This is a genomic window from Streptomyces sp. NPDC091682 (genome assembly GCF_044756625.1).
In the GTDB taxonomy this organism is placed as follows: domain Bacteria; phylum Actinomycetota; class Actinomycetes; order Streptomycetales; family Streptomycetaceae; genus Streptomyces.
In genome coordinates this window covers 283,738-305,698 of record NZ_JBIVTH010000007.1, presented here as the reverse complement: position 1 = coordinate 305,698, position 21,961 = coordinate 283,738, and the positions used below count along the sequence as shown (strand labels likewise).

Annotated in this window: 25 protein-coding genes; 16 read left to right on the top strand and 9 right to left on the bottom strand. The window is 72.3% G+C overall.

Annotated elements, in window-relative coordinates:
- Positions 1–117 precede the first annotated feature (117 nt).
- From ACIQK6_RS18770 to ACIQK6_RS18760, 3 genes are all read left to right on the top strand, one after another.
- The gene (locus tag ACIQK6_RS18770) at positions 118–783 is read left to right on the top strand and encodes a TetR/AcrR family transcriptional regulator (protein ID WP_329102380.1); all 666 of its coding nucleotides are present in this window, start codon (positions 118–120) and stop codon (positions 781–783) included.
- 219 nt (positions 784–1,002) lie between these two features.
- Positions 1,003–2,154: an alpha/beta hydrolase gene (locus ACIQK6_RS18765; protein WP_402695144.1), complete on the top strand. Its 1,152-nt coding sequence runs from the start codon at positions 1,003–1,005 to the stop codon at positions 2,152–2,154.
- Positions 2,155–2,220: 66 nt separating this feature from the next.
- Positions 2,221–3,081 carry a DUF4429 domain-containing protein gene (locus ACIQK6_RS18760; protein ID WP_329102378.1) on the top strand — a complete coding sequence of 287 codons (861 nt, stop codon included), beginning with the start codon at positions 2,221–2,223 and terminating at the stop codon, positions 3,079–3,081.
- Between the two features lie 68 nt (positions 3,082–3,149).
- Here ACIQK6_RS18760 and ACIQK6_RS18755 read toward each other — a convergent pair whose 3' ends face one another.
- Positions 3,150–4,172 carry an aldo/keto reductase gene (locus ACIQK6_RS18755; RefSeq protein ID WP_402695110.1) on the bottom strand — a complete coding sequence of 341 codons (1,023 nt, stop codon included), beginning with the start codon at positions 4,170–4,172 and terminating at the stop codon, positions 3,150–3,152.
- Positions 4,169–4,567, bottom strand: a complete 399-nt coding sequence (locus ACIQK6_RS18750) for a MerR family transcriptional regulator (RefSeq protein ID WP_329102374.1) — start codon at positions 4,565–4,567, stop codon at positions 4,169–4,171. Before ACIQK6_RS18750 ends, ACIQK6_RS18755 begins: the two co-directional genes overlap by 4 nt.
- Before the next feature lie 78 nt (positions 4,568–4,645).
- Between ACIQK6_RS18750 and ACIQK6_RS18745 the strand changes: the two genes are divergently transcribed.
- Positions 4,646–5,464: a serine hydrolase domain-containing protein gene (locus ACIQK6_RS18745; protein WP_402695143.1), complete on the top strand. Its 819-nt coding sequence runs from the start codon at positions 4,646–4,648 to the stop codon at positions 5,462–5,464.
- On the opposite strand, the gene ACIQK6_RS18740 is transcribed toward ACIQK6_RS18745, so the two are convergent.
- The gene (locus tag ACIQK6_RS18740; protein ID WP_329102372.1) at positions 5,461–6,141 is read right to left on the bottom strand and encodes a pirin family protein; all 681 of its coding nucleotides are present in this window, start codon (positions 6,139–6,141) and stop codon (positions 5,461–5,463) included. The genes ACIQK6_RS18745 and ACIQK6_RS18740 overlap by 4 nt on opposite strands.
- A gap of 92 nt (positions 6,142–6,233) precedes the next feature.
- Between ACIQK6_RS18740 and ACIQK6_RS18735 the strand changes: the two genes are divergently transcribed.
- The 5 genes from ACIQK6_RS18735 to ACIQK6_RS18715 all read left to right on the top strand — a co-directional run bounded on the left by ACIQK6_RS18735 (position 6,234) and on the right by ACIQK6_RS18715 (position 11,145).
- A complete protein-coding gene (locus ACIQK6_RS18735) occupies positions 6,234–7,451 on the top strand; it encodes a helix-turn-helix domain-containing protein (protein WP_329102370.1) in 1,218 nt (405 codons plus the stop codon).
- Positions 7,452–7,534: 83 nt separating this feature from the next.
- Positions 7,535–8,458, top strand: a complete 924-nt coding sequence (locus ACIQK6_RS18730) for an ACP S-malonyltransferase (RefSeq protein WP_329102368.1) — start codon at positions 7,535–7,537, stop codon at positions 8,456–8,458.
- A 19-nt stretch (positions 8,459–8,477) separates the two neighbouring features.
- A complete protein-coding gene (locus ACIQK6_RS18725; RefSeq protein WP_329102366.1) occupies positions 8,478–9,482 on the top strand; it encodes a ketoacyl-ACP synthase III in 1,005 nt (334 codons plus the stop codon).
- 57 nt (positions 9,483–9,539) lie between these two features.
- Positions 9,540–9,788, top strand: a complete 249-nt coding sequence (locus ACIQK6_RS18720) for an acyl carrier protein (protein ID WP_030009997.1) — start codon at positions 9,540–9,542, stop codon at positions 9,786–9,788.
- Between the two features lie 79 nt (positions 9,789–9,867).
- Positions 9,868–11,145, top strand: coding sequence for a beta-ketoacyl-[acyl-carrier-protein] synthase family protein (locus ACIQK6_RS18715; RefSeq protein WP_402695109.1), 1,278 nt, complete (start codon positions 9,868–9,870; stop codon positions 11,143–11,145).
- Positions 11,146–11,223: 78 nt separating this feature from the next.
- Here ACIQK6_RS18715 and ACIQK6_RS18710 read toward each other — a convergent pair whose 3' ends face one another.
- The gene (locus ACIQK6_RS18710) at positions 11,224–11,718 is read right to left on the bottom strand and encodes a DUF3145 domain-containing protein (protein ID WP_329102362.1); all 495 of its coding nucleotides are present in this window, start codon (positions 11,716–11,718) and stop codon (positions 11,224–11,226) included.
- 248 nt (positions 11,719–11,966) lie between these two features.
- Between ACIQK6_RS18710 and ACIQK6_RS18705 the strand changes: the two genes are divergently transcribed.
- Positions 11,967–12,866 carry an SGNH/GDSL hydrolase family protein gene (locus ACIQK6_RS18705; protein WP_329102360.1) on the top strand — a complete coding sequence of 300 codons (900 nt, stop codon included), beginning with the start codon at positions 11,967–11,969 and terminating at the stop codon, positions 12,864–12,866.
- Positions 12,867–12,951: 85 nt separating this feature from the next.
- Here the strand turns inward: ACIQK6_RS18705 and ACIQK6_RS18700 are convergent, their stop codons facing one another.
- Positions 12,952–15,396 (bottom strand): beta-glucosidase, encoded by a 2,445-nt coding sequence (locus ACIQK6_RS18700; protein ID WP_402695108.1) that lies wholly within the window; start codon positions 15,394–15,396, stop codon positions 12,952–12,954.
- A gap of 227 nt (positions 15,397–15,623) precedes the next feature.
- Here ACIQK6_RS18700 and ACIQK6_RS18695 point away from each other — a divergent pair, with 227 nt between their 5' ends.
- A complete protein-coding gene (locus ACIQK6_RS18695) occupies positions 15,624–16,205 on the top strand; it encodes a TetR/AcrR family transcriptional regulator (RefSeq protein ID WP_329102358.1) in 582 nt (193 codons plus the stop codon).
- Between the two features lie 98 nt (positions 16,206–16,303).
- Positions 16,304–17,167: an endonuclease/exonuclease/phosphatase family protein gene (locus ACIQK6_RS18690; RefSeq protein WP_329102356.1), complete on the top strand. Its 864-nt coding sequence runs from the start codon at positions 16,304–16,306 to the stop codon at positions 17,165–17,167.
- A gap of 3 nt (positions 17,168–17,170) precedes the next feature.
- On the opposite strand, the gene ACIQK6_RS18685 is transcribed toward ACIQK6_RS18690, so the two are convergent.
- Positions 17,171–17,326: a hypothetical protein gene (locus tag ACIQK6_RS18685; RefSeq protein WP_329102354.1), complete on the bottom strand. Its 156-nt coding sequence runs from the start codon at positions 17,324–17,326 to the stop codon at positions 17,171–17,173.
- A 6-nt stretch (positions 17,327–17,332) separates the two neighbouring features.
- Between ACIQK6_RS18685 and ACIQK6_RS18680 the strand changes: the two genes are divergently transcribed.
- Genes ACIQK6_RS18680 through ACIQK6_RS18670 form a run of 3 tightly spaced genes read left to right on the top strand, consistent with a single transcriptional unit; the run spans position 17,333 to position 19,269 of the window.
- Positions 17,333–17,809, top strand: a complete 477-nt coding sequence (locus ACIQK6_RS18680) for a LysR substrate-binding domain-containing protein (protein ID WP_329102352.1) — start codon at positions 17,333–17,335, stop codon at positions 17,807–17,809.
- A 4-nt stretch (positions 17,810–17,813) separates the two neighbouring features.
- Positions 17,814–18,533 (top strand): carbon-nitrogen hydrolase family protein, encoded by a 720-nt coding sequence (locus ACIQK6_RS18675; protein ID WP_329102350.1) that lies wholly within the window; start codon positions 17,814–17,816, stop codon positions 18,531–18,533.
- A 13-nt stretch (positions 18,534–18,546) separates the two neighbouring features.
- On the top strand, positions 18,547–19,269 hold the full coding sequence (locus ACIQK6_RS18670; RefSeq protein WP_329102348.1) for a hotdog fold domain-containing protein: 723 nt from the start codon (positions 18,547–18,549) through the stop codon (positions 19,267–19,269).
- A gap of 3 nt (positions 19,270–19,272) precedes the next feature.
- Here ACIQK6_RS18670 and ACIQK6_RS18665 read toward each other — a convergent pair whose 3' ends face one another.
- The gene (locus tag ACIQK6_RS18665; protein WP_329102346.1) at positions 19,273–19,557 is read right to left on the bottom strand and encodes a helix-turn-helix domain-containing protein; all 285 of its coding nucleotides are present in this window, start codon (positions 19,555–19,557) and stop codon (positions 19,273–19,275) included.
- A gap of 147 nt (positions 19,558–19,704) precedes the next feature.
- On the opposite strand from ACIQK6_RS18665, the gene ACIQK6_RS18660 reads away from it, so the two are divergent.
- Positions 19,705–20,592 (top strand): NAD(P)-binding domain-containing protein, encoded by an 888-nt coding sequence (locus tag ACIQK6_RS18660; protein WP_329102344.1) that lies wholly within the window; start codon positions 19,705–19,707, stop codon positions 20,590–20,592.
- A gap of 18 nt (positions 20,593–20,610) precedes the next feature.
- On the opposite strand, the gene ACIQK6_RS18655 is transcribed toward ACIQK6_RS18660, so the two are convergent.
- Positions 20,611–21,411, bottom strand: coding sequence for an EI24 domain-containing protein (locus ACIQK6_RS18655; RefSeq protein ID WP_329102341.1), 801 nt, complete (start codon positions 21,409–21,411; stop codon positions 20,611–20,613).
- 64 nt (positions 21,412–21,475) lie between these two features.
- The gene (locus ACIQK6_RS18650; RefSeq protein ID WP_030011104.1) at positions 21,476–21,898 is read right to left on the bottom strand and encodes an organic hydroperoxide resistance protein; all 423 of its coding nucleotides are present in this window, start codon (positions 21,896–21,898) and stop codon (positions 21,476–21,478) included.
- Positions 21,899–21,961 lie beyond the last annotated feature (63 nt).

The following is a 21,961-nucleotide window of genomic DNA, read 5'->3' as shown; positions in this document are numbered from 1 at the left end:
CCGCGGGCCGGCCGAGGACCTCGGACGGCGCGTCGCAAACGGCTTAACGCGGCAATCCCCACCCCGCCGGTCACCGGTACTCTGACCGCCCACTCGGCATCAGAAGGGAGCCCCGCGGTGGTGATCGACGAGCGGTCGGCGACGGCCGCGCCGGTGACCGGACTGCGCGAACGCAAGAAACGGCGCACCCGGAACGCGCTGCTGCGCGCCGCCCTCGTGTTGTTCCTCTCCCAGGGGTACGAGCGCACCACCGTCGACGAGATCACCGACGCCGTGAACGTGTCCCAGCGCACCTTCTTCCGCTACTTCGCCAACAAGGAGGAGGTCGTCTTCGCCCTCCAGGAGCTGGTCGAGTCGCGGTTCGTCGCCGAACTGCACGCCCGGCCGGCCTCCGAGGGACCCTTCGAGGCCCTGCGCGCAGCGGCGCTCACCGCCTGGGACACGGTGGAGGTGGCCCTGTCGGAGGTGGTCCCGGTCGATCTCTACATGCGTAGTTACCGGCTGATCGAGTCCACGCCGGCCCTGCTCGCCGTACACCTGCGGCGCTCCACGGAGCTGGAGGAGAGGATCTCCCGACTGATCGGCGCCCGCGAGGGTCTGGACGTGGACGCCGATCCGAGGCCGCGGGTCGCCGTCGCCGCGTTCTGCGGCGTGATGCGCGTCACGGGACGGCTCTGGGGGCAGGGCGAGGACACCAGCGTGGAGTCGATCCGAGTGCTGACGGAGAGCTACCTCGATCGGATCGGCCCGGCCCTGACCTCCAGTTGGCGCGGGTCCGCGTAGCCCGACGGCCCGCTCCGTCCGGTCCGTCGACGCGTCGGCGGGTCCTCCGCACGGGTCCCGCGGGGTCCCACGGTCGGCCGTGAGTCCTGTCACCCGGCACGCCCGCGGCGTAAGACGTCTCATAGGCTGGTCACAGTGAACCTGCCCGGCCTTGCCCACCCCACCGCCCTCGGCGCCGACCCGCGCCCTGCCGCCTTGCGCGCCCTGCTCGCGCTGGCGGTGGTCTTCATCATGCTGGCGACCACCGGCTGGACGGCAGTGCACCGGCCGCAGGAGGTCTCCCCGCTGCGGGTCGCCGCGCTCGGCGCCTGGGCCAAGGCCCGGATCGACGGCCGCCCGGTGCCTGCGGCGGACGCCCCGGCGCGGACGGTGGCCCGTTTCTTCGCCGGCCTCGACGGCGCCCAGCGCGCCCAGCTCGCCGACGGCTACCCGCTCGTCGTGGGCAACCTCGACGGGACGCCCCCGGCCGTCCGCTACCGGGCCAACCTGCAGGGCCTGGAGCAGGCCCGCCGGGTCGAGGAGGCCCGCAGCCGCGACGTCGCGCTGACCCCGGCGGACCGGTCCACGGCCACCCGGCGCTCCCACCGCTTCGCCTCGCTCGCCCTGCCGGGCCGGCAGATCTTCGCCTTCGACCCGACCGGCAGCGGCCGCGTGGCCGAGGTCTTCGGTGACCTCGCCGGGGCCGAACGGGTCTCGGTGATCGTCCCCGGTGTCGACACCGACGTGCTCACCTTCGAGCGCACCCAGCGCCGCCTGACCTCCCCGGTCGGCATGGCCGAATCCCTGTACGGGGCCCAGCGGGCGGCCGCCCCGGACAGCCGGACGGCGGTCATCGCCTGGGCCGGCTACACCGCCCCCACCGGCATCGGCGTGGACGCCGCCACGGGCCGCATGGCCGTCGAAGGCGCCGGCCTGCTGAAGTCCCTGACCGCGGCCCTGCCGGGCGACGCGAGCGTGGCCCTGTTCTGCCACAGCTACGGCTCGGTGGTCTGCGGGGTCGCGGCGCACGAGCTGCCGCGCCGGGTGACCGACGTGGTGGTGGCGGGCAGCCCCGGGATGCGCACGGAGAACGTCGCCGGGCTGCACACCTCGGCGCGGGTCTGGGCGACGCGCGACGAGGGCGACTGGATCGCCGACGTACCGCACCTGGAGGTCGGCGGCCTCGGCCACGGCGCCGATCCGGTCTCCCCGGCGTTCGGCGCACGGCTGCTGTCCTCGGCCCGGGCCAAGAGCCACACCGGCTATTTCGCGCCAGGTACGGACTCGATGGACAACTTCGCCAAGATCGGAACCGGTGCGTTCGGTTCCGTTGTCTGTGCGACCGGGAACGATGCGTGCCGACGCGGGATTTCCGGGACAGAGCAGGACTGACGCGCGTAGAGGCGCGGAAATCGGTCCCCGCAACCGGGGGGACGTGCGGGGGCGCCGCCGTTTACGATGTGCCACATGGGTGACGTACTGGCCGGAAATCATGCCGTCTGGGAGTTCGAATCGGACTCGGTGCTCATCCGCTTCGCACGGGGGATCAGAACGCCGAGGCTGCCACGACTCTGGCATGCCCTGGGATCGCGCCGGATCCCCCTCGAAGCGGTGTCCGCCGTGACAGTGACCGTGACCGGCGGCAAGCGGGACACGGTGATCTTGCGTGCCGTCCCGCGGCCGGGCGCCGATCCGCTGATGGAGGCCGCCGCCGGGCAGCTCAAGGAGGCGTGCGACCCGTACCGGCTGGTGCTGCCGGGCGACCGGGCACCGGCCGCCACCGCGTTCGCCGACGCGCTGCGGTCCCGGCTCGGGCCCGATGCCGCCGAACCGTCCGAGCGCTTCCTCGTCGACGTGCCGCAGTCGCCGCTGCAGCTGAAGGCGTACGACGCCCGGGTGTCCTTCGACGGCGCGGCGGTCACCTTCCACTGGTCCCGTACGGGCGCCTCCAGCACCAAGTGGAAGGCGGGCGACCAGCGCTTCCCGCTGGCCGCGCTCACCGGCGTCGAGTGGTGCTCCCCGGAGGGCCCCGGCGGGCACCTGCGGCTGTTGCAGCGGGACACCACCGGTGACCCCCGCCCGGACCACGACCTGGCGGCGGCCGTCTTCGGCACGGGCTACGGGGCGGTGCACGAGTCGCTGCCGTTCGCCGCGGCCGTCCTGGCCGCCCTGCGGGCCCGTACCCCGGTCGCCTCCGTGCCACGGGCCCGCTCCGGCGACGACCGACTGCGGCACCTGAGCGAGCTGCACGCGGCGGGGCTGCTCACGGACGCGGAGTACGCGGCGCTGCGGGACCGGTTCGCCGCCGAGTCGCTCTGAGCGGGGCCCGCTCCGAGCAGGGCCTCCGAACAGGCCTCCGAGCGGGCTCCGAGCGGGCCTCCGGCGGCTCAGACCTCCCGCGCCGTCGAGGTGGAGCTCATGTCCGGGTAGCGGTCCCCGGCGACCTGCGCGGCGATCGGCTCCAGCAGGTCCAGCTCGGCCTGCACGAGGGTGATCCGGGTCGCCCCGGTGTTCTCGCGCAGCCGGCCCGGCTTGCGGGTGCCGGGGATCGGGACCACGGTCAGCCCGTGCACCTTCGCCCGCTGCTGCACCCAGGCCAGGGCGATCTGCGCCGGGGTCGCACCGCGCTGCGCGGCGATCTCCTGGACCGGAAGCAACAATTGCGCGTTGACCTTGGCGTTGTCACCGTTGAACCGCGGCTGATGGCGGCGGAAGTCGCTCTGCGACAGCTCCGCGGACGCGTCCGCGAAGGACCCCGTCAGGAAGCCCCGACCGAGCGGTGAGTACGGCACGAACGCCACTCCCAGCTCCGCCGCCGCGCCCACCGCGCTGCGCTCCACGTCCCGGCTGAACAGCGACCACTCCGACTGGACCGCCGCGATCGGGTGCACGGCGTGCGCCTCCCGCAGCTCCGCGCCGGTCACCTCACTGAGGCCCAGGTGGCGCACCTTGCCCTCCTGCACCAGCTCCGCCATGGCACCGACCGACTCGGCGAACGGCACGGCCGGGTCGCGCCGGTGCATGTAGTAGAGGTCGATGACGTCCACGCCGAGCCGGCGCAGGCTGGCCTCCACGGCGGCGCGGACGTAGCCGCGGTCGTTGCGGACGCCCCGGTAGTGCGGGTCGTCGGTCCGCTCTATGGCGAACTTCGTCGCCAGCGTGATCTCGTCCCGGTGCGCGGCCACGAAGGACGCCAGGAACTCCTCGTTGCGCCCCCGCCCGTAGACGTCCGCGGTGTCGAAGAGGGTGACCCCGGCGGCCAGCGCCGCGTCCAGGGTCTCCCGGGCCGCCGCCTCGTCGGTGTCCCCGTAGAACTCGCTCATGCCCATGCAACCGAGCCCCTGGGCGCCGACCGTCGGGCCGCCCTTGCCGAGCTCTACCTGTTCGAGGGTGGTGCCGTGCTCCGTCATTGCTGTGCCTTCCCCGATACCGTTTTCATGGCGTACGTGTCGATCTTGTAGTCCAGAACGGCGAGTGCGTCCGTGAGCTCCGAGATCCGCGAGCGCACCTCGCGGCGCGTGCGTTCCAGCAGCTCCCGGCGTTCCCCCACCGTGTGCTCGCCCTCGCGGACCAGTTCGGCGTACCGCACCATGTCCGCCACCGACATCCCCGTGGCGCGCAGCTTGCCCACGAAGGCCAGCCAGTCGAGGTCCTTGTCGGTGAAGCGCCGCTGCCCCGAGTGGGAGCGGTCCACGTGCGGCATCAGGCCGATCCGCTCGTACCAGCGCAGGGTGTGCTGGGTCAGACCGGTCCGGGCCTCGACCTCGCTGATCGTGTACCGCGTCTGCGTCAGGCTCTGGCTCATGGCTCCACGCTAAAACCCTTGAGTGCACTCCAAGCAAGTAGGCTCGGCGGCATGGACAGCGTGGAGGACGGGAACGGCATGGAAAGCCTGCGGATCATCGAGACCTGGCCGGTGCCGACCGCCGCGGCGGCCGTCGTACGGGCCGACGGGAGCCTGGCGGGCTCCCACGGGCCCGTGGACCACCGGTTCGCCCTGGCGTCGGTCACCAAGCCGCTCACCGCGTACGCCGCCCTCGTCGCGTACGAGGAGGGGGCGATCGAGCTGGACGAGCCGGCCGGGCCCGAGGGGTCGTCGGTCCGTCACCTCCTCGCGCACACCAGCGGCCTGGCCTTCGACGAGCACCGGGTGTCGGCCCCGCCCGGGCAGCGCCGGCTGTACTCGAACGCCGGTTTCGAGGAGCTCGGCGACCACATCGCCAAGGCCACCGGCATCCCCTTCGCGGAGTACCTGCACCAGGCGGTCTTCGAGCCGCTGGGCATGGAGCGGACCACTCTGGAGGGCTCGCCCGCCAAGGACGGCGTCTCGACCGTCGCCGACCTGCTGCGGTTCGCCGCCGAGCTGCAGGCACCGCGGTTGCTGGACGTCCGTACGGTCGCCGAGGCCACCTCCGTCGTACACCCCGGGCTCAAGGGCGTCCTACCGGGCTACGGGCACCAGTCCCCCAACGACTGGGGCCTCGGCCTGGAGATCCGCGACCACAAGTCCCCGCACTGGACGGGCTCTTCCTCCTCGCCGCGCACCTTCGGACACTTCGGCCAGGCCGGCACCTTCCTGTGGGTGGACCCGGACGCGCGCGCGGCGTGCGTGGCCCTGACCGACCGCCCCTTCGGCCCGTGGGCGGCCGAGGCCTGGACCCCGTTCACCGACGCCGTGCTGGCCGAGCTCCGCTCCCGCTAGGGCCGCCCCGCCGATCGGTCCGGGTCGGGGAACTCCCAGATCAGCAGCTCCCCCGGGGACCCGGCGACGACCTCCAGGTCCCGCTCGGCCGTGATCCGTACCGAGTCCCCGGGGCCCAGCTCCGCCCCGTCCAGGCGCAGGTCCCCGCGCACCACGTGCAGGTACACCCGGTCCGCCGCGGGTACGGCGACGCGCTCGCCCGCGCCGGGTCGCCGGACGTGCAGCACGGCGCCGGCCTCGGGAACCTCGTAGGACGCGGCGTCGGCGATCCCCCGGACGACCCCGTACGAGGGCTCGCCACCCGCGGCGAGGGGCGCGAGCCACATCTGCACGAACCGCAGCCGCCCGGTTCCGTCGTTGCGCTCCACGTGCCGTGCCCCGGATCCGGCGCTGAGCCGCTGTACGTCCCCGGGCCGCACCACGCTCTTCTCGCCGGTGCTGTCGTGGTGGGTGAGTTCGCCCTCGATCACCCAGGTCACGATCTCGGTGTGGCTGTGCGGGTGCTCGTCGAAGCCGGCGCCCGGCGCGAGGGTCTCCTCGTTGCAGGCGAGCACCGGGCCGAAGCGCAGATTGTCCGGGTCGTAGAAGGAGCCGAAGGAGAAGGCGTGCCGGGTGGTGATCCCGGCGGCCGGGTCCCCGCCCTCGTACCGGTCGGCGCCTGGGCGAACATCAATCATGGATGCCACGGTAGACCCCGCCGCGGGCCGGGGCGCGGGCCACGGACGGGACCGGACTCCGCGTACCCGTCCCGATAAGGCAGTCTTGTCACGTGTCCCAACCCGAACGTGAGCATTCGCCCGCCACACATGCCGCGCATCCCGTACCCGCCCATCCGCACACCGCGACGCTCCGCCGACTGGAGAAGTCCGCGGGCCGGCTGGCCGCCAACGCGATCGCGCGCATGGACGAGACCCTGCCGTGGTACCGGGCCATGCCGCCCGAGAACCGGTCCTGGATCGGTCTGGTCGCCCAGGCCGGCATCGCCGCGTTCACGGAGTGGTTCAGGCACCCGGAGACCCCGCAGGCCATCTCCACCGATGTCTTCGGGACGGCTCCGCGCGAGCTGACCCGGGCGATCACCCTGCGCCAGACCGTCGAGATGGTCCGCACGACCATCGAGGTCATGGAAGCCGCGATCGAGGAGGTGGCGGCCCCGGGCGACGAGTCGATCCTGCGCGAGGCGCTGCTGGTGTACGCCCGGGAGATCGCCTTCGCGACCGCCCAGGTGTACGCGCAGGCCGCCGAGGCGCGCGGTGCCTGGGACGCCCGGCTGGAGTCCCTGGTCGTCAACGCGGTGCTGTCGGGCGAGGCGGACGAGGGTGCGCTGTCCCGGGCGGCGGCGCTGGGCTGGAACTCCCCGGAGCACGTGTGCGTGGTGCTCGGCACCGCGCCGGAGGGCGACAGCGAACTGACGGTCGAGGCGATCCGGCGCGCGGCCCGCCACCACAAGCTCCAGGTCCTCACCGGTGTGCTCGGGGACCGGCTGGTCGTCATCGCGGGCGGCAGCGACAACCCGATCCAGGTGGCCAAGTCACTGATCGGACCGTTCGCGGCGGGTCCGGTGGTCGCCGGACCGGTGGTGTCCGACCTGCTGAACGCAACGAAGTCGGCACAGGCCGCGGCGGCCGGGCTGAAAGCGTGCACGGCCTGGCAGGATGCCCCTCGGCCGGTCCTGGCGGACGATCTCCTGCCGGAACGCGCCATCGCCTCCGATCCCGCCGCCAGGGATCAGCTGGTGGAGGAGATCTACAGACCACTGGAGGAGGCGGGGTCCGCACTGCTGGAGACCCTGAGCGTCTACCTGGAACAGGCCAGCAGCCTGGAAGGGGCGGCGCGAATGCTGTTCGTGCACCCCAACACGGTGCGCTACCGGCTGCGACGTGTGACCGACGTCACCGGATGGTCTCCTTCTGATGTCCGCTCGGCGTTCACGTTGCGAATCGCCCTGATTCTCGGGCGTCTGGCTGACGGCGACGCCCAGTCCTAGACTTTTGTTGGACATCGACAATTACCCCGACCGTTCTTGGTCCCTGTCCCCACCGGCGGCAGGAACCATCCGCAAGAGAGAGTGTGAGGGTGCTCGTACTCGTCGCTCCCGGCCAAGGCGCTCAGACGCCCGGCTTCTTGACTCCCTGGCTCGAACTCCCCGGTGCCGCTGACCGTGTCGCCGCGTGGTCGGACGCCATCGAGCTGGACCTTGCCCACTACGGCACGGACGCAGACGCCGACGCGATCCGCGACACGGCCGTGGCCCAGCCCCTGCTGGTCGCCGCGGGCCTGCTGTCCGCGTCCGCGCTCGGTTCCCCGGCCGCCTTCGGCGCCGTCGCAGGCCACAGCGTCGGTGAGATCACCGCCGCCGCCTACGCCGGCGTGCTGTCCGAGGCCGACGCGCTGTCGTTCGTCCGGACCCGCGGTCTGGGGATGGCCGAGGCCGCCGCCGTCACCGAGACCGGCATGGCCGCGGTCCTCGGCGGTGACCGTGACGTGGTCGTCGCACACCTGGAGAAGCTGGGCCTGACGCCCGCCAACATCAACGGCGCGGGTCAGATCGTGGCCGCCGGCACGATGGAGCAGATCGCCGCTCTGGAGGCCGACAAGCCCGAAGGCTCCATGAAGGTCGTCGCCCTCAAGGTCGCGGGCGCGTTCCACACGCACCACATGGCCCCCGCGGTCGCCACGCTGGAGAAGGCCGCCGAGGCCCTCGCCCCGGCGGACCCGGCGCTGAAGTACGTCTCGAACAAGGACGGCCTCGTCGTCGCCTCGGGTGCCGATGTCGTCGCCCGCCTGGTCGGTCAGGTCGCCAACCCGGTCCGCTGGGACCTGTGCATGGAGACGTTCGCCGAGCTGGGCGTCACGGGGATCATCGAGCTCAGCCCCGGTGGCACCCTGACGGGTCTGGCCAAGCGCGCGCTGAAGGGCGTACCGAGCGTGGCGCTGAAGACCCCGGACGATCTCGACAAGGCCGCGGCGCTCATCGCCGAACTGACGGTCTGAGAGAAGGAGCCCACACAGCATGTCCAAGATCAAGCCGGCCAAGGGCTCCCCCTACGCCCGCATCCTCGGTGTCGGCGGCTACCGCCCGACCCGTGTGGTGCCCAACGAGGTCATCCTCGAGACCATCGACTCGTCCGACGAGTGGATCCGCTCCCGCTCCGGCATCGCGACCCGGCACTGGGCCTCGCCCCAGGAGACCGTCTCCGCGATGTCGGTGGAGGCCTCGGGGAAGGCACTGGCCGATGCCGGTGTCGCTCCGGAGCAGATCGGCGCGGTGATCGTCTCGACGGTCTCGCACTTCAAGCAGACCCCGGCCGTCGCGACCGAGATCGCGCACCGGATCGGCGCGGGCAAGCCCGCCGCCTTCGACATCTCCGCCGGCTGTGCCGGGTTCGGCTACGGCCTGACCCTGGCCAAGGGCCTGGTGGTGGAAGGTTCCGCGGAGTACGTCCTGGTCATCGGCGTGGAACGACTTTCGGACCTGACCGACCTGGAGGACCGCGCGACGGCCTTCCTGTTCGGTGACGGCGCCGGCGCCGTGGTCGTCGGTCCCTCGGACGAGCCGGCCATCGGCCCCACGGTGTGGGGTTCGGAGGGCGACAAGTCCGAGACGATCAAGCAGACCGTGCCGTGGGACGAGTACCTCGGCAAGGACGGCGGCGAGAAGTTTCCGGCCATCACCCAGGAGGGTCAGGCGGTCTTCCGCTGGGCCGTCTTCGAGATGGCCAAGGTGGCCCAGCAGGCGCTCGACGCGGCCGGGATCACCGCGGAAGACCTGGACGTCTTCATTCCGCACCAGGCGAACATGCGGATCATCGATTCGATGGTGAAGACTCTGAAGCTGCCGGAGCACGTCACGGTCGCCCGTGACGTGGAGACCACCGGCAACACGTCGGCCGCCTCGATTCCGCTCGCTATGGAGCGGCTCCTGGCGACCGGAGCGGCGAAGAGCGGCGACACCGCGCTCGTCATCGGCTTCGGGGCGGGACTCGTCTACGCCGCGACGGTCGTTACCCTCCCCTAGGGCCGGGATCCACATCCCGCCCTGTTTCACCTCAGTTAGCTAGAGAAGGAGCGCCCCATGGCCGCCACGCAGGAAGAGATCGTCGAGGGTCTCGCGGAGATCGTCAACGAGATCGCCGGTATCCCCACCGAGGACGTCGCGATCGAGAAGTCCTTCACCGACGACCTGGACGTCGACTCGCTCTCCATGGTCGAGGTCGTCGTCGCCGCCGAAGAGCGCTTCGACGTCAAGATCCCGGACGAGGACGTCAAGAACCTCAAGACGGTCGGCGACGCCGCTGACTACATCCTGAAGCACCAGGCCTGAGCCTGACGAGCGTTTGTCGCCACCTGGCGGTGGCGCCGTGACAATTCAGCACCCCCTGAGACGTGGAGAAAGAATTCCTGTGAGCCCGACCAATCGCACCGTGGTCGTCACCGGTATCGGCGCAACCACTCCGCTGGGTGGCGACAGCGCTTCGACCTGGGAAGGTCTGCTTGCCGGCCGTTCCGGCGTCAAGCCCCTGGAGGGCGAGCGCTTCGCCGAACTCCCGGTACGCATCGCCGCTCGGGCCGCCGTCGACCCGAACGAGGTCCTGCCCCGACCGCTGGCCCGCAAGTTGGACCGCTCGGCGCAGTTCGCCATCATCGCGGCCCGCGAGGCGTGGGCCGACGCCGGTTACACCACCCCGGCAGGCGAAGAGACCGAAGAGGGCGCCTTCGTCGCGCCCGAGCGCCTGGGCACCGTGATCGCCTCCGGCATCGGCGGTGTCACCACCCTGCTCGACCAGTACGACGTCCTGAAGGACAAGGGCGTGCGCCGAGTCTCCCCGCACACCGTCCCCATGCTCATGCCGAACGGCCCCTCGGCCAACGTCGGCCTGGAAGTCAACGCCCAGGCGGGCGTGCACACTCCCGTCAGCGCCTGCGCGTCCGGCGCCGAGGCCATCGGCTACGCCGTCGAGATGATCCGTTCCGGCCGCGCCGACGTGGTCGTCGCGGGCGGCACCGAAGCGGCGATCCACCCGCTGCCGATCGCCGCGTTCGCCAACATGATGGCGATGTCCAAGAACAACGAGAACCCCGAGCAGGCCTCCCGTCCGTACGACAAGGCCCGTGACGGCTTCGTACTGGGCGAGGGCGCGGGCGTCATCGTCCTGGAGTCCGCCGAGCACGCCGCCGCGCGCGGCGCCCGGGTCTACTGCGAGGTGCTGGGCCAGGGTCTGTCCGCGGACAGCCACCACATCGCGCAGCCGGAGCCGACCGGCCGCGGTGTCGCGGCCGCGGTGCAGAACCTGCTCGACAACACGGGCCTGGACCCGGCCGAGCTGGTCCACCTGAACGCGCACGCCACGTCGACCCCGCAGGGTGACACGGCCGAGCTGAAGGCCCTGCGCAAGGTGCTGGGCGACGACCTCGACCACATCGCGATCTCCGCGACCAAGTCGATGACCGGGCACCTGCTGGGTGGCGCGGGCGGTATCGAGACCGTCGCGACCGTGCTGGCGCTGTACCACCGGCTGGCCCCGCCGACGATCAACATCGACGACCTCGACGAGGAGATCGACGCGGACATCGTCGTCGGCGAGCCGCGCAAGCTGCCGGCCGACGGCCCGATCTCCGCGATCAACAACTCCTTCGGCTTCGGCGGCCACAACGTGACCCTGGCGTTCCGTACGGTTTAGTACGTCCGAGCTGTGCGAAAGGCCCACCCGGTGCATCCGGGTGGGCCTTTCGCGTGCCTCCGTGTGCCTGTCGCGGGCTCAGACCACCTGGTGGAGCCAGCGGACCGGGGCGCCCTCGCCCGCGTAGCGGAAGGGCTCCAGTTCGTCGTCCCACGGCTTGCCGAGCAGCTTGGCGATCTCCGCCTCCAGGTCGGTCTCGCCGTGCGCGGAGCGGGCGAGGGCGGCGCGTAGCCGGTCTTCGGGGATCAGGATGTCACCGTGGATGCCGGTGACGGCGTGGAAGATGCCGAGCTCCGGGGTGGAGCTGTAGCGCTCGCCCTCGGCGTTCGAGCACGGTTCCGCAGTCACTTCGAAGCGCAGCAGGTGCCAGCCGCGCAGCGCGGAGGCGAGTTTCGAGGCGGTGCCCGCTTCGGCCTGCCAGGAGAACTCGGCTCTCCAGGTGCCCGGGGAAGCGGGCTGTCTGATCCAGTCGAGGTTCACCCGCACCCCGAGCACGCCCGCAACAGCCCATTCCACGTGCGGGCAGAGCGCGCGCGGCGCGGAATGCACGTACAGAACTCCACGTGTCGTCACCGGGACCTCCAGTATGGGACGAGGTCGGGAATAAACTCCAGAAAACGGACAGTATGTGACGTGATGTAATGTAACGGAAATTTTTTGACATTGCGCTACGAGACCTGCGGCCGAAACGCCACGGGAAAAAGCTACCGTGCGCCAGGGGTCATGGTGTGACGTACGGTCGCTCCAAGACCCTCAAACAAAGAGCTTTCACTCAGCAGGACCCCCCGAACGACGTGGGGACGACAAGGAGGCCCCTTCCCATGCGCACCACCGCTCCGCGCCGCCGCGCGCGCCGGACCCTCGCGGGTGCGGGCGCAGCGGTCCTCCTGCTGGCCGGGGCGGCCACCGGGTGCAGCTCGGGCGGGTCGGGCGAGCAGGGTGGCGAGCGCGGGGCGCAGGCCGCACCGCGCTGGAACACGGCACCCGCCTCGATCGCGGCCGTGGGCGACTCCATCACGCGTGGTTTCGACGCCTGTTCGGTTCTGGCCGACTGTCCGGAGGTCTCCTGGGCCACGGGGAACGACCCCGCGGTCCGCTCGCTGGCCGCCCGGCTGCTCGGGGACGCCGCGGCGCCCGAGCGCAGCTGGAACTACGCGGTGACCGGCTCGCGCATGGCGGACCTGCCGGGTCAGCTGGCCGGCGCCGCCGCGCACAAGCCCGACCTGGTCACGGTGATGGTGGGCTCGAACGACGCCTGCCGGTCGACGGCTTCGTCGATGACCCCGGTGGCGGAGTTCCGTTCCGGGTTCGAGAAGGCCCTCGCGGACCTGCGGACCGCGTCCCCCGCCTCCCAGGTGTACGTCTCCAGCGTGCCGGACCTGCAGCGGCTGTGGGAGCAGGGCAAGGACCTCCCGATGGTCCGGCAGATCTGGAAGCTGGGGATCTGTCAGTCCATGCTCGCCGATCCGCTGTCGGCGGCCTCGGGGGCGACGGCCCGGCGCGAGCAGGTGCGGGCGCGGGTGGTGGAGTACAACGAGGTGCTGCGCGAGGTCTGCGCGAAGGACGCGCTGTGCCGCTACGACGGCGGCGCCGTGTTCCAGTACCCTTTCGCGGCGGATCAGTTGAGCCGCTGGGACTGGTTCCACCCGGGCAAGGACGGGCAGGCGCGGCTGGCGGAACTGGCGCACCGCCAGGTGACGGCGGCCGAACCGCCGCGTTGACGGCCTGGTACGAGGGGTCCGGGGGCGGGGGTCAGGGCCCGCCCCCGGACCGGTTCTCAGGGGTGATTTCCGGCCATACGTTGTGTCACGCGAGGTCGAGCGTCGCGGTCAGCCGGGTGTCACCGTGCGCGTGGCTCGCACGGACCTCGTAGGTCCCGCCGATCCGCCGCCAGCCCCGGGCTTCCTCGTCCCAGATCTCGAAGGCCCGGGCGGGCAGCGGGATCTCGGCCTCGACGCTCTCGCCGGGGCCCGCCGCGACGCCCGCGAAGGCCGCCAGCCAGCTCGCCGGGCGTTCCGCCGTCGTGCTCCGCGCGCCGTCGGACGCAGTGGCGACGGGGGCGAGGTAGACCTGGACGACCTCGCGGCCGGGGCGGGCACCGGTGTTGGTGAGGCGGACCCGGACCGTGTCGGCGGTGACTTCCAGGGAGTCGTAGGTCCAGTCGGTGTAGCCGAGTCCGTGCCCGAAGGGGTAGGCCGGGGTCACGGCGTGCTTCTCGTAGGCCCGGTAGCCGATGAAGAGCCCCTCGCGGTACTCCAGGCGCCCCTCGGTCGGGACGACCTCGGTGACGGGCGCGTCCGCGAACCGCGCGGGCCAGGTGGTGGGCAGCCGCCCGCCCGGCTCCGCGTCGCCGAGCAGTACGTCGGCCAGCGCGGCCCCGCCCTCCTGCCCGGGGAACCAGGTCAGCAGGACGGCGGCCGCGTCGCCCCGCCACGGGAGCTCCACCGGGGAGCCCGCGTTGACGACGACCACCGTGTTCGGATTGACGGCGGCGACGGCGCGCACCAGGTCGTCCTGGCGGCCGGGGAGGGTGAGGTCCTGCCGGTCGAAGCCCTCGGACTCCACGCGCTCGGTGGTGGCGACGACCACGACGGCGGTGTCGGCCCCGCGCGCGGCGGCCACGGCCTCGGCGATCAGCTCGTCGGCGTCGCGCCGCGGGCCGAGGTGGAGCAGCGAGAACATGATCGCCCTGAGCGGCAGCGCGGACATGTCGGGGACCTGGAAGGTCAGTGACACCTCGACGGGCTCGCCCTCGGTGAGGGTGACGCGGGCGCGCTCGCTGGGGGCGCCGAAGAAGGCCTCGAAGGGGTCGGCCTCGTTGCCCATCTCCTGGATGCCGCTCCACAGCCGCTCGCCGCCGACGGCCAAGGCGAAGGCGCCGAGTCCGCGGGTGCCGAAGGCGTGCTCGCCGCTCTCGCGCGGCACGAAGGTGCCGCGGACCTCGATGCTCGCCATGGTCTCGTACGTGGCCCCCGCGGGCAGGTCGTCACCGATCCACTGGACCTGGCCGGAGGGCAGGGCGCCCTCGCCGATAACGGTCCCCGCGGCATCGCGGCAGACGGCGTGGAGGTCGAAGCCCCGACCTGCGGGGGTGAGCTCGTCGGAGGGGTCGGCGCCGACGGTGTAGGTGAGGGCGCCCTCGGGGAGGGCCGCGGTGAGGCCATCGAGCGGGGAGACGATCCGCTCGGGGAAGACGGTGGCGCTGCCCCCGCCCAGGACCCGGGCGTCGCGGGCGGCGGCGCCGGAGAGGGCGACGGTGCGGCCGGCGGCCCCGTCGAGCGGCAACGCCCCCTCGTTGCGGACCAGGACGAAGCCGCGGGCGGCGAGCTCGCGGGCCAGCGCCTGGCCGTCGATCGGGGCCGGGGCGCTCTCGACCGCGGCGGGGGCGCCCTCCAGGACGCCGACGCGGGCGGCGAGGCGCAGGACGTTGCGCACGGCCTCGTCCACGACGGCCTCGGGAACCTCACCGGCGCGGACGGCTTCGGTGAGGGCGGGACCGTAGACGGTGGTGGGGCCGGGCATGGCCACGTCCATGCCGCCGAGGATGTCGCCGGTGGTGGAGCGTGCGGCCATCCAGTCGGAGACGTTGCAGCCGTCGAAGCCCCATTCGGCGCGCAGGACCTCGTTGACGAGGTGCTGGTGCTCGGTCATGGTCGTGCCGTTGACCTGGTTGTAGGCGGTCATGATGCCCCAGGGGTGGGCATGGGCGACGATGGCCTCGAAGGGCGCCAGGTACAGCTCGCGCAACGGGCGCGGCGCGATGACGCTGTCGACGGTGAACCGGTCGGTCTCGGCGTCGTTGCCGACGAAGTGCTTGACGGTGGTGCCGACGCCACCGTCCTGGACGCCGTTCACGTAGCCGGCGCCGACGGCGCCGGTGAGGTGCGGGTCCTCGGAGTAGCACTCGAAGTGCCGGCCGCCGAGCGGGGACCGGTGCAGGTTGACGGTGGGGGCGAGGAGGACGTGCACGCCCTTGCGGCGGGCCTCCTGGGCGAGGAGCCGGCCGGCGCGGCGGGCGAGCTCCGGGTCCCAGGCGGCGGCGAGCGCGGTCGGGGACGGCAGGGCGATGGACGGGTCGTCAGCGGTCCAGCGCACGCCGCGGACCCCGATGGGCCCGTCGGAGAAGACCAGGGACTCCAGCCCGATCGCGGGGACGGCGGGCAGGGACCACATGTCCTGGCCGGCCAGGAGCCGGGCCTTGGTGTCGAGGTCCAGTTTGCCCAGCGCCGCCTCGACGGCTTCGTCACGCATCTGACCACGGACTTGATCGCGTATTTGATCGCGGACCTGATCGCGGACCTGATCGGCATCGGTCACGGCCGTGCCTCCTCGTTGAGTGCGGTTGCTCGGTGCGGTGCCCCCATCGTGGACCTGTTGCCTGTTGAACGGTAGGGTTCGTAATCTGTTCGTGATATTGAGGATGCCGTACGGTCCTGTGGGCAGGGCGCAGCGAGCGAACGGGAAGGGGTGCCGGGTCGATGGTCAGGGCGAGGAGCGAGGAGCGTCGGGGGGAGATCGTCCGCGCGGCCGTCGAGGTGATCGCGGAGCGCGGCTACCGGGGCGCGTCCCTGGCCACCGTCGCCGAACGCGTGGGCCTGACCCAGCAGGGGCTGCTGCACTACTTCCCGACCAAGGAGGCGCTGCTGGTCGCGGTGCTGGAGGAACGCGACCGCTGGGACACGGGCGGCGGTTCGCGCTCCGCCGCCGACACCTGGCGCCTGGACCTGCTGGACTCGTTGGTCGAGTACAACGCCATGCGCCCGGGCATCGTGCAGACCTTCTCGGCGCTGCTGGGCGAGAGCGTCACCGACGGGCATCCGGCCCGGGAGTTCTTCACCGAGCGCTACGCCCAGGTCCGCGCGGAGATGGCGGCGGTGCTGCGCGCCGAGTTCGGCGACCGCCTGCCCTCGGGCCTCACTCCGGAGCAGGCGGCACCGCTGCTGACGGCGGTCATGGACGGCCTCCAGTACCAGTGGCTGCTCGCCCCCGAATCGGTGGACATGCCCGCCGCCTTCCGCGCCTTCCTGACCCTGCTGAGGGGGCCCGGGACCCAGGTCTGACCCGCGCCGCCCCTCCGGATACCTTGATCGTCGACTGAGTTCGATCAAAGGTTGGGTAGTTCATGCAAAGGTCCGGATGGATGAGGCGGAGCGCCGGAGTGCTGAGCGCACTCCTGCTCGCGGCAGGCCTGGGGACGCCGGCGGCCGTTGCCGCCGAGACGAAGAACCTCCAGGTCATGTCATGGAACATGTGCGGTTCGCAGCGTTCCAGTTGGCACTGCGAGGGCACCGGCACGCCGCAGCAGAAGATCGACGTGGTCAGGTACCACGTCCAGAACAACTACGTGCACGTCGCGCTCCTCCAGGAGGTGTGCGAGGACGACCTCACGGCGCTGATGGCCCAGTTGGGGCCGGGCTGGAACACGAGCTTCGCCGCGTACCAGTGGTCGCAGGGAGCCTCCGGGAAGTGGAACAGCCGCTGCGGTGAGGACTACGGGCGGGCCGACCGCATCGGCACCGCGATCGTGGTCAAGGGCCAGATGGCGGACGCGCAGGAGTACCCGCTGCCGCAGCCGTACGTGGGCCAGCAGCGCCCCTTCCAGTGCGCGACGGCGGTGTACTGGGGCGTCCGGCTCTGCAACGTCCACCTCTCGCCGCTGGGCAGCAACCCGGACCACCCGACCTGGGACTACCGCGACGACCAGCTCGCGCAGCTCAAGGCCCTCGTGAACACCTTCCCCCGGACGGTCTTCGGCGGGGACTTCAACAGCCTGTCCCCGGACGACCCGAAGAACAAGGCCGCCCTGGTGTGGCCTGTCGGCCTCTACTCCACCGGGCCCGGCACCGAGGGCTACCAGGAGTGCGATCAAGAGGGCGCCTCGCGGACCGGCCGGGCGACGCACTCCTCCGGCGGGAAGATCGACTACCTGTTCGCCAGTGAGACCCGGCGCTGGTGCGCGGTGGCCGACTCGGCCTTCTCCGACCACCACGTCGTGATCGAGTCCCTGGCCGTCCCCGCCTGACGGTCAGACGGCGACGCCGCGACCACCGTCCGGCCGGAGTGCGCAGAGGTCCCGGTCCGCGAGCTCCGGGCGGGCGGTGAGCGTGGCGCGCACCGCCTCCAGGATCGGCAGGGGGGCGTGGCCGGTGGCCAGGGCCACGTCCTTCGCGGCCAGGGCCACCGGGAAGTGCGAAGCGTCCGCGTACGCACGGGCCACCGCGCCCGCCAGCGGCCCGCGGGCCAGCCGGTCGCGGACCAGTTCCTCCGGCAGGCCCACGGCCCCGCCCAGCCTCAGGGCCTCGGCCACCAGAGCCACCCCGCCGACCGCCGCGCTGATCAGCACCAGCTTCAGGGCGGCCCCCGAGCCGAGCGGCCCGCACGGCGTGACCTCGCCCAGGGCATCGAGCACCTCCCGCACTGGGCCGGGCAGCGGGTCGACTGGATCGCCAAACAGGGCTTCTTCGCCGCCGGGCTCGGCGTCACCCTGATCCCGGCGCTCGCCGCCTCCTCGGCACGGGCCGACCTCGCGCTCGTCCCCCTGCACCCGGACGACACCCCGCGCCGCCGGGTCTACGCCGCCACCCCGCGCGGGATCTCCCCCTCCCCCGCCGCCCTCGCCTTCCTGGCCCTGCTGAAGGAGGTCGCGGCCGGGCTGGCATCCTGACCCGGTGAAGATCGCCGCCGCGCAGCTGACCTGCGTCCCCGCCGATGTCCGGGCCAACGTCGCACGGGCCGCGGACCTCGCCGCGACGGCCCGCGAACAAGGCGCCGCGCTGGTGGTGTTCCCCGAGCTCGCGCTCACCGGCTACGAGCTCGCCGCGCTGGCCGCCGACCCGGGCCTGTGGACGGCCGCCGACGACCCCCGGCTGGATCCGCTGCGCTCCGCCGGGATCGCCACCGCGGTCAACGTCGCCCTGCCCACCGGCGGCCCGCGCCCCGCGATCGCGACGCTGGTCCACGACGCGGACGGCGCGCACGTGACGACGTACGCGAAACAGCACCTCTACCGGCACGAGCAGGACGTCTTCGAACGCGGCCGGGGCGACGGGCGCTTCGAACTCGGCGGGATCCGCTTCTGCCTGGGCGTCTGCTTCGACAACCACTTCCCCGAACTGCCCGGCCGGGGCGCCGCCGACGGCTGCCGGGTCCACCTGGCGAGCTCCCTGTACGGGACGGGCGACGGGATCCACGAGCGCGCCACCGTCCACCCCGGGATCGCGCGCGAGCACGACCTGTACGTGGTCCTCGCCAACCACGTCGGCCCGGCCGGCCCGTGGACCGGCTGCGGCCGCTCGGCCGTGTGGGCCCCGGGCGGCGCCCTGCTCGCCGAGGCGGACGACCGCACGCCGTCGGTGGTGACGGCCTCGGTCGCGACGTCCCCGGTGTGATGGGGTGGGCGCCATGAGCGACTTCGAGACGATCACGGTTCCGGAACGCCTCCACGGATATCCGGGGGTGGCCTTCGGCGGTTACGTGGCGGGCGTACTGGCCGCCCGGGCCGCCGCCGAGGACGTACGGGTGGACTTCCGGCGGCCGGTGCCGACCGGGGCGCCGGTGCGGCTCGCGGCGACCGCGGACGGCGGCTGCGAGCTGACGGACGGCGAGCTGCTGCTGGCCGCGGCGACCCCGGTCGGGGCGCCGGGTGCGCACGGCCCCGAAGCCCCGTCCTGGGACCGGGCCGTGGCGGCGGCCGAGGCCTTCCGGGCGGACCCGCCGGACGGCCAGGCCGACTGCTTCGGCTGCGGCCTGGACCGGACGCCCGCCACCGGACTGCGCCTGCACTGCGGTACGGTGCCGGGCCGCGAGCTGGTCGCCGCGGCCTGGACGCCGGCGCCCGAACTCGGGGGCGCGGACGGGCTGCTGCCGCCCGAGCTGGTGTGGGGTGCGCTGGACTGCCCCGGGAACGCGGCCGGACGGCTGCTCGACGGCCGCCCGGCCGGTGCGGTCACCGCCGCGCTCGGCGCCCGGCTGCTGCGGCCGGTGCCGGTGGGCGAGGGGCTGGTCTCCTACGCCTGGATGGTGTCGTCCTCGGGCCGCAAGTACACCGTGGGCACGGCCCTGGCCACGGCCGACGGCGAGCTCTGCGCGGTCGCCGAGGCGTTGTGGGTCCAGCCGCGCGCGTAGGCCTCACACGGTGTCGGCCAGCAGGTGCTTGCCGCCCCACGCCCCGAGGGGTTCCAGGGCCGCGTTCAGGTCCTGGCCCAGCGGGGTCAAGGAGTACTCGACGCGCGGCGGGACCTCCTCGTACACCTCGCGGTGCACGATGCCGTCGGTCTCCAGCTCGCGCAGCTGGGCGGCGAGCACCTTCTCCGAAATGCCGGGGAGCAGCCTGCGCAGTTCGCCGAACCGGTGGGGCCGCTGATCCAGCACCCACAGGAGCGACACCTTCCACTTCCCGTCGATCACGGACATCGCCGCGGCGATCCCGCATTGATCCGCACCCGGCCTTCGTGTCACCGCCATCGCACACCCTCCCCACCTGCTCGCTCACCTCGGGGTAACCACCCACTCCGAAGTGCGTACTTGAGCGCCCTGCCGCCTGCCAACAGGCTAAACGTCATGACCGACACCACAGCTCACCTTTCCCTCACCCTCCTCGGCCTCGGCGACATGGGCACCGCCCTCGCCCGCACCTGGCTCGCCGCCGGGCACTCCCCGACCGTCTGGAACCGGACCCCCGCCAAGGCCGGGGCGCTGGCCGCCGAAGGGGCCTCCGTCGCCGCGACCGCGGCCGACGCGGTCGCCGCGAGCACGCTGGTCGTGGTGTGCCTGCTGGACGACGCCAGCGTCGGCGCCGCCCTGGACGGCATCGACCTGACCGGCAAGGACCTCGTCAACCTCACCACCAGCAGCCCGGCCGAGGCGCGCGCCCGCGCCGCCTGGGCCGAGGCGCGCGGTGCCCGCTACCTGGACGGCGGGATCATGGCCACGCCGACGATGATCGGCGTCCCCGAGGCCGGCGGGTACGTCTTCTACAGCGGCTCGCGCGCGCTCTTCGAGCGCCGCCGGGCGGTCCTGGAGGTCCCGGCCGGGTCCCGCTTCGTCGGCGAGGACCCTGGGCACGCGGCCCTCCACGACGTGGCGCTGCTCAGCGCGATGTGGGGGATGTTCGCCGGCATCTCGCAGGCCTACGCGCTGATCGAGGGCGAGGACATCGCACCGAAGGACCTGGCTCCACTGCTGTCCGAGTGGCTCGGCGCGATGGGCTTCTTCGTCGGCAACGCCGCCGAACGACTGACCTCTCGGGACTTCACCTCGGGGGTGGTGTCCAACCTGGCCATGCAGGTCGCGGGCAGCGGCACCATGCTGCGCACCGCCGAGGAGCAGGGCGTCAGCCCCGAGCTGATCACCCCGTACGTGGACCTGCTGCGCCGCCGGCTGACCGCGGACCCGGCGGCGCACGGCGGGGAGGACACCACGGGGGCCGTCCTGCTGCTGAAGCGGTAGGGGGCCGGCGACCTGGGCCTACGAGTACGCGGGCGGCGGCGGTCCGAAACCCGCGGGGGTGGTTTCGGCGGCCGGGACCTCGTCGCTGCGCATGAGGTCGCGGGCCATCAGCGTGGCACCCGCCACCGCGCCGGGCATCAGGAACACCGCGACCAGCGGCACCAGGAACGCCAGCACCAGCGGCACCCCGAAGCCCAGCACCAGCATCCGCCGCGAGCGCATCAGTTCCAGCCGGTCGGGCAGCTCCACCTTGCGCCGCTGCAGGGCCACGGCGGTGAGCTCCTGGGTCAGGAAGTATCCGGAGACGCAGAAGCCGAGCACCGGGATCACCGTCTGGCCGATCACCGGGATGAAACCGAGGGCGAAGAGCAGGATCCCGTACAGCAGCACCCGCACGAGCACCTTCATGCTGTCCCGGGCCGAGATCCACAGCTCCAGCCAGAGCGGGAGTCCCGACTGCGGCACCTCGCCGCCCTCGCTGCGGTCGACCTGCTCCGAGAGGGACTCGTAGAACGGCTGGCCGATCAACAGGGTCACGGCGGTGAAGGTGATCACCGCGAGGAACAGCCCGAGGCCGAAGAACAAGGCGGTCAGGAGGCCGCGGAAGAGCGAGAGCCAGGGCGCGGACCAGTCATCCGCGAACGGGGTGGCCCAGGCGGTCAGGTCATCGGCTCCGTAGCCGAGCCCGATCAGGGCGCCGACGTAGAGGACGAGCGCCACGAGCCCGGGCAGCAGCCCGAAGCCCAGCCACCGGCCGTGGCGGAACACCCATCGCTGTCCGGCCAGCAGATACCGGAAACCCCCCGCAAGATCACGCATGGGGCCAGTTTACGGCGAAGGCCGCACCCCGGTGGGGTGCGGCCTTCGCGCTACGAGCGCCGGATCAGACGGCGAGCTCGACGGTGATGTTGCCGCGGGTGGCCTTGGAGTACGGGCAGACCTCGTGGGCCTTCTCGATGAGGTCCTTGGCGGTGGCGGCATCCACGTTCGGTATCACGGCGGAGATCTTGACGATCAGGCCGAAGCCCTCGTCGTTCTTGCCGATGCCGACCTCGGCGGTGACCGTGGAACCGGAGATGTCGGCGTTCACGTTCTTCGCGACGACGCCCAGGGCGCCCTGGAAGCAGGCGCTGTAGCCGGCGGCGAACAGCTGCTCCGGGTTGGTACCGGCGCCGCTGCCACCGAGCTCCTTCGGCGGGTTCACGACGACGTCGAGCTGGCCGTCGTTGGTGGCGACGCGACCATCACGGCCGTTCTCGGCGGTGGCGACAGCGGTGTAGGCGACGTCGGACTGCTGGATGGACATAAAGGAAGATCCTCCTGGTAATCGCCGTGAGTCGCGCCCACGATCACGACGGTGTGCAGTGAG

Excerpts from the sequence above, each read along its gene's own strand:
- ACIQK6_RS18655 (WP_329102341.1), bottom strand. The coding sequence starts at position 21,411 with ATGCGTGATCTTGCGGGGGGTTTCCGGTATCTGCTGGCCGGACAGCGA.
- ACIQK6_RS18665 (WP_329102346.1), bottom strand. The coding sequence starts at position 19,557 with ATGTCCGTGATCGACGGGAAGTGGAAGGTGTCGCTCCTGTGGGTGCTG.
- ACIQK6_RS18670 (WP_329102348.1), top strand. The coding sequence starts at position 18,547 with ATGAGCGACTTCGAGACGATCACGGTTCCGGAACGCCTCCACGGATAT.
- ACIQK6_RS18695 (WP_329102358.1), top strand. The coding sequence starts at position 15,624 with ATGGTCAGGGCGAGGAGCGAGGAGCGTCGGGGGGAGATCGTCCGCGCG.
- ACIQK6_RS18745 (WP_402695143.1), top strand. The coding sequence starts at position 4,646 with ATGGAAAGCCTGCGGATCATCGAGACCTGGCCGGTGCCGACCGCCGCG.
- ACIQK6_RS18720 (WP_030009997.1), top strand. The coding sequence starts at position 9,540 with ATGGCCGCCACGCAGGAAGAGATCGTCGAGGGTCTCGCGGAGATCGTC.
- ACIQK6_RS18650 (WP_030011104.1), bottom strand. The coding sequence starts at position 21,898 with ATGTCCATCCAGCAGTCCGACGTCGCCTACACCGCTGTCGCCACCGCC.
- ACIQK6_RS18700 (WP_402695108.1), bottom strand. The coding sequence starts at position 15,396 with ATGCGTGACGAAGCCGTCGAGGCGGCGCTGGGCAAACTGGACCTCGAC.
- ACIQK6_RS18725 (WP_329102366.1), top strand. The coding sequence starts at position 8,478 with ATGTCCAAGATCAAGCCGGCCAAGGGCTCCCCCTACGCCCGCATCCTC.
- ACIQK6_RS18750 (WP_329102374.1), bottom strand. The coding sequence starts at position 4,567 with ATGAGCCAGAGCCTGACGCAGACGCGGTACACGATCAGCGAGGTCGAG.
- ACIQK6_RS18755 (WP_402695110.1), bottom strand. The coding sequence starts at position 4,172 with ATGACGGAGCACGGCACCACCCTCGAACAGGTAGAGCTCGGCAAGGGC.
- ACIQK6_RS18740 (WP_329102372.1), bottom strand. The coding sequence starts at position 6,141 with ATGATTGATGTTCGCCCAGGCGCCGACCGGTACGAGGGCGGGGACCCG.
- ACIQK6_RS18705 (WP_329102360.1), top strand. The coding sequence starts at position 11,967 with ATGCGCACCACCGCTCCGCGCCGCCGCGCGCGCCGGACCCTCGCGGGT.
- ACIQK6_RS18660 (WP_329102344.1), top strand. The coding sequence starts at position 19,705 with ATGACCGACACCACAGCTCACCTTTCCCTCACCCTCCTCGGCCTCGGC.
- ACIQK6_RS18760 (WP_329102378.1), top strand. The coding sequence starts at position 2,221 with ATGTGCCACATGGGTGACGTACTGGCCGGAAATCATGCCGTCTGGGAG.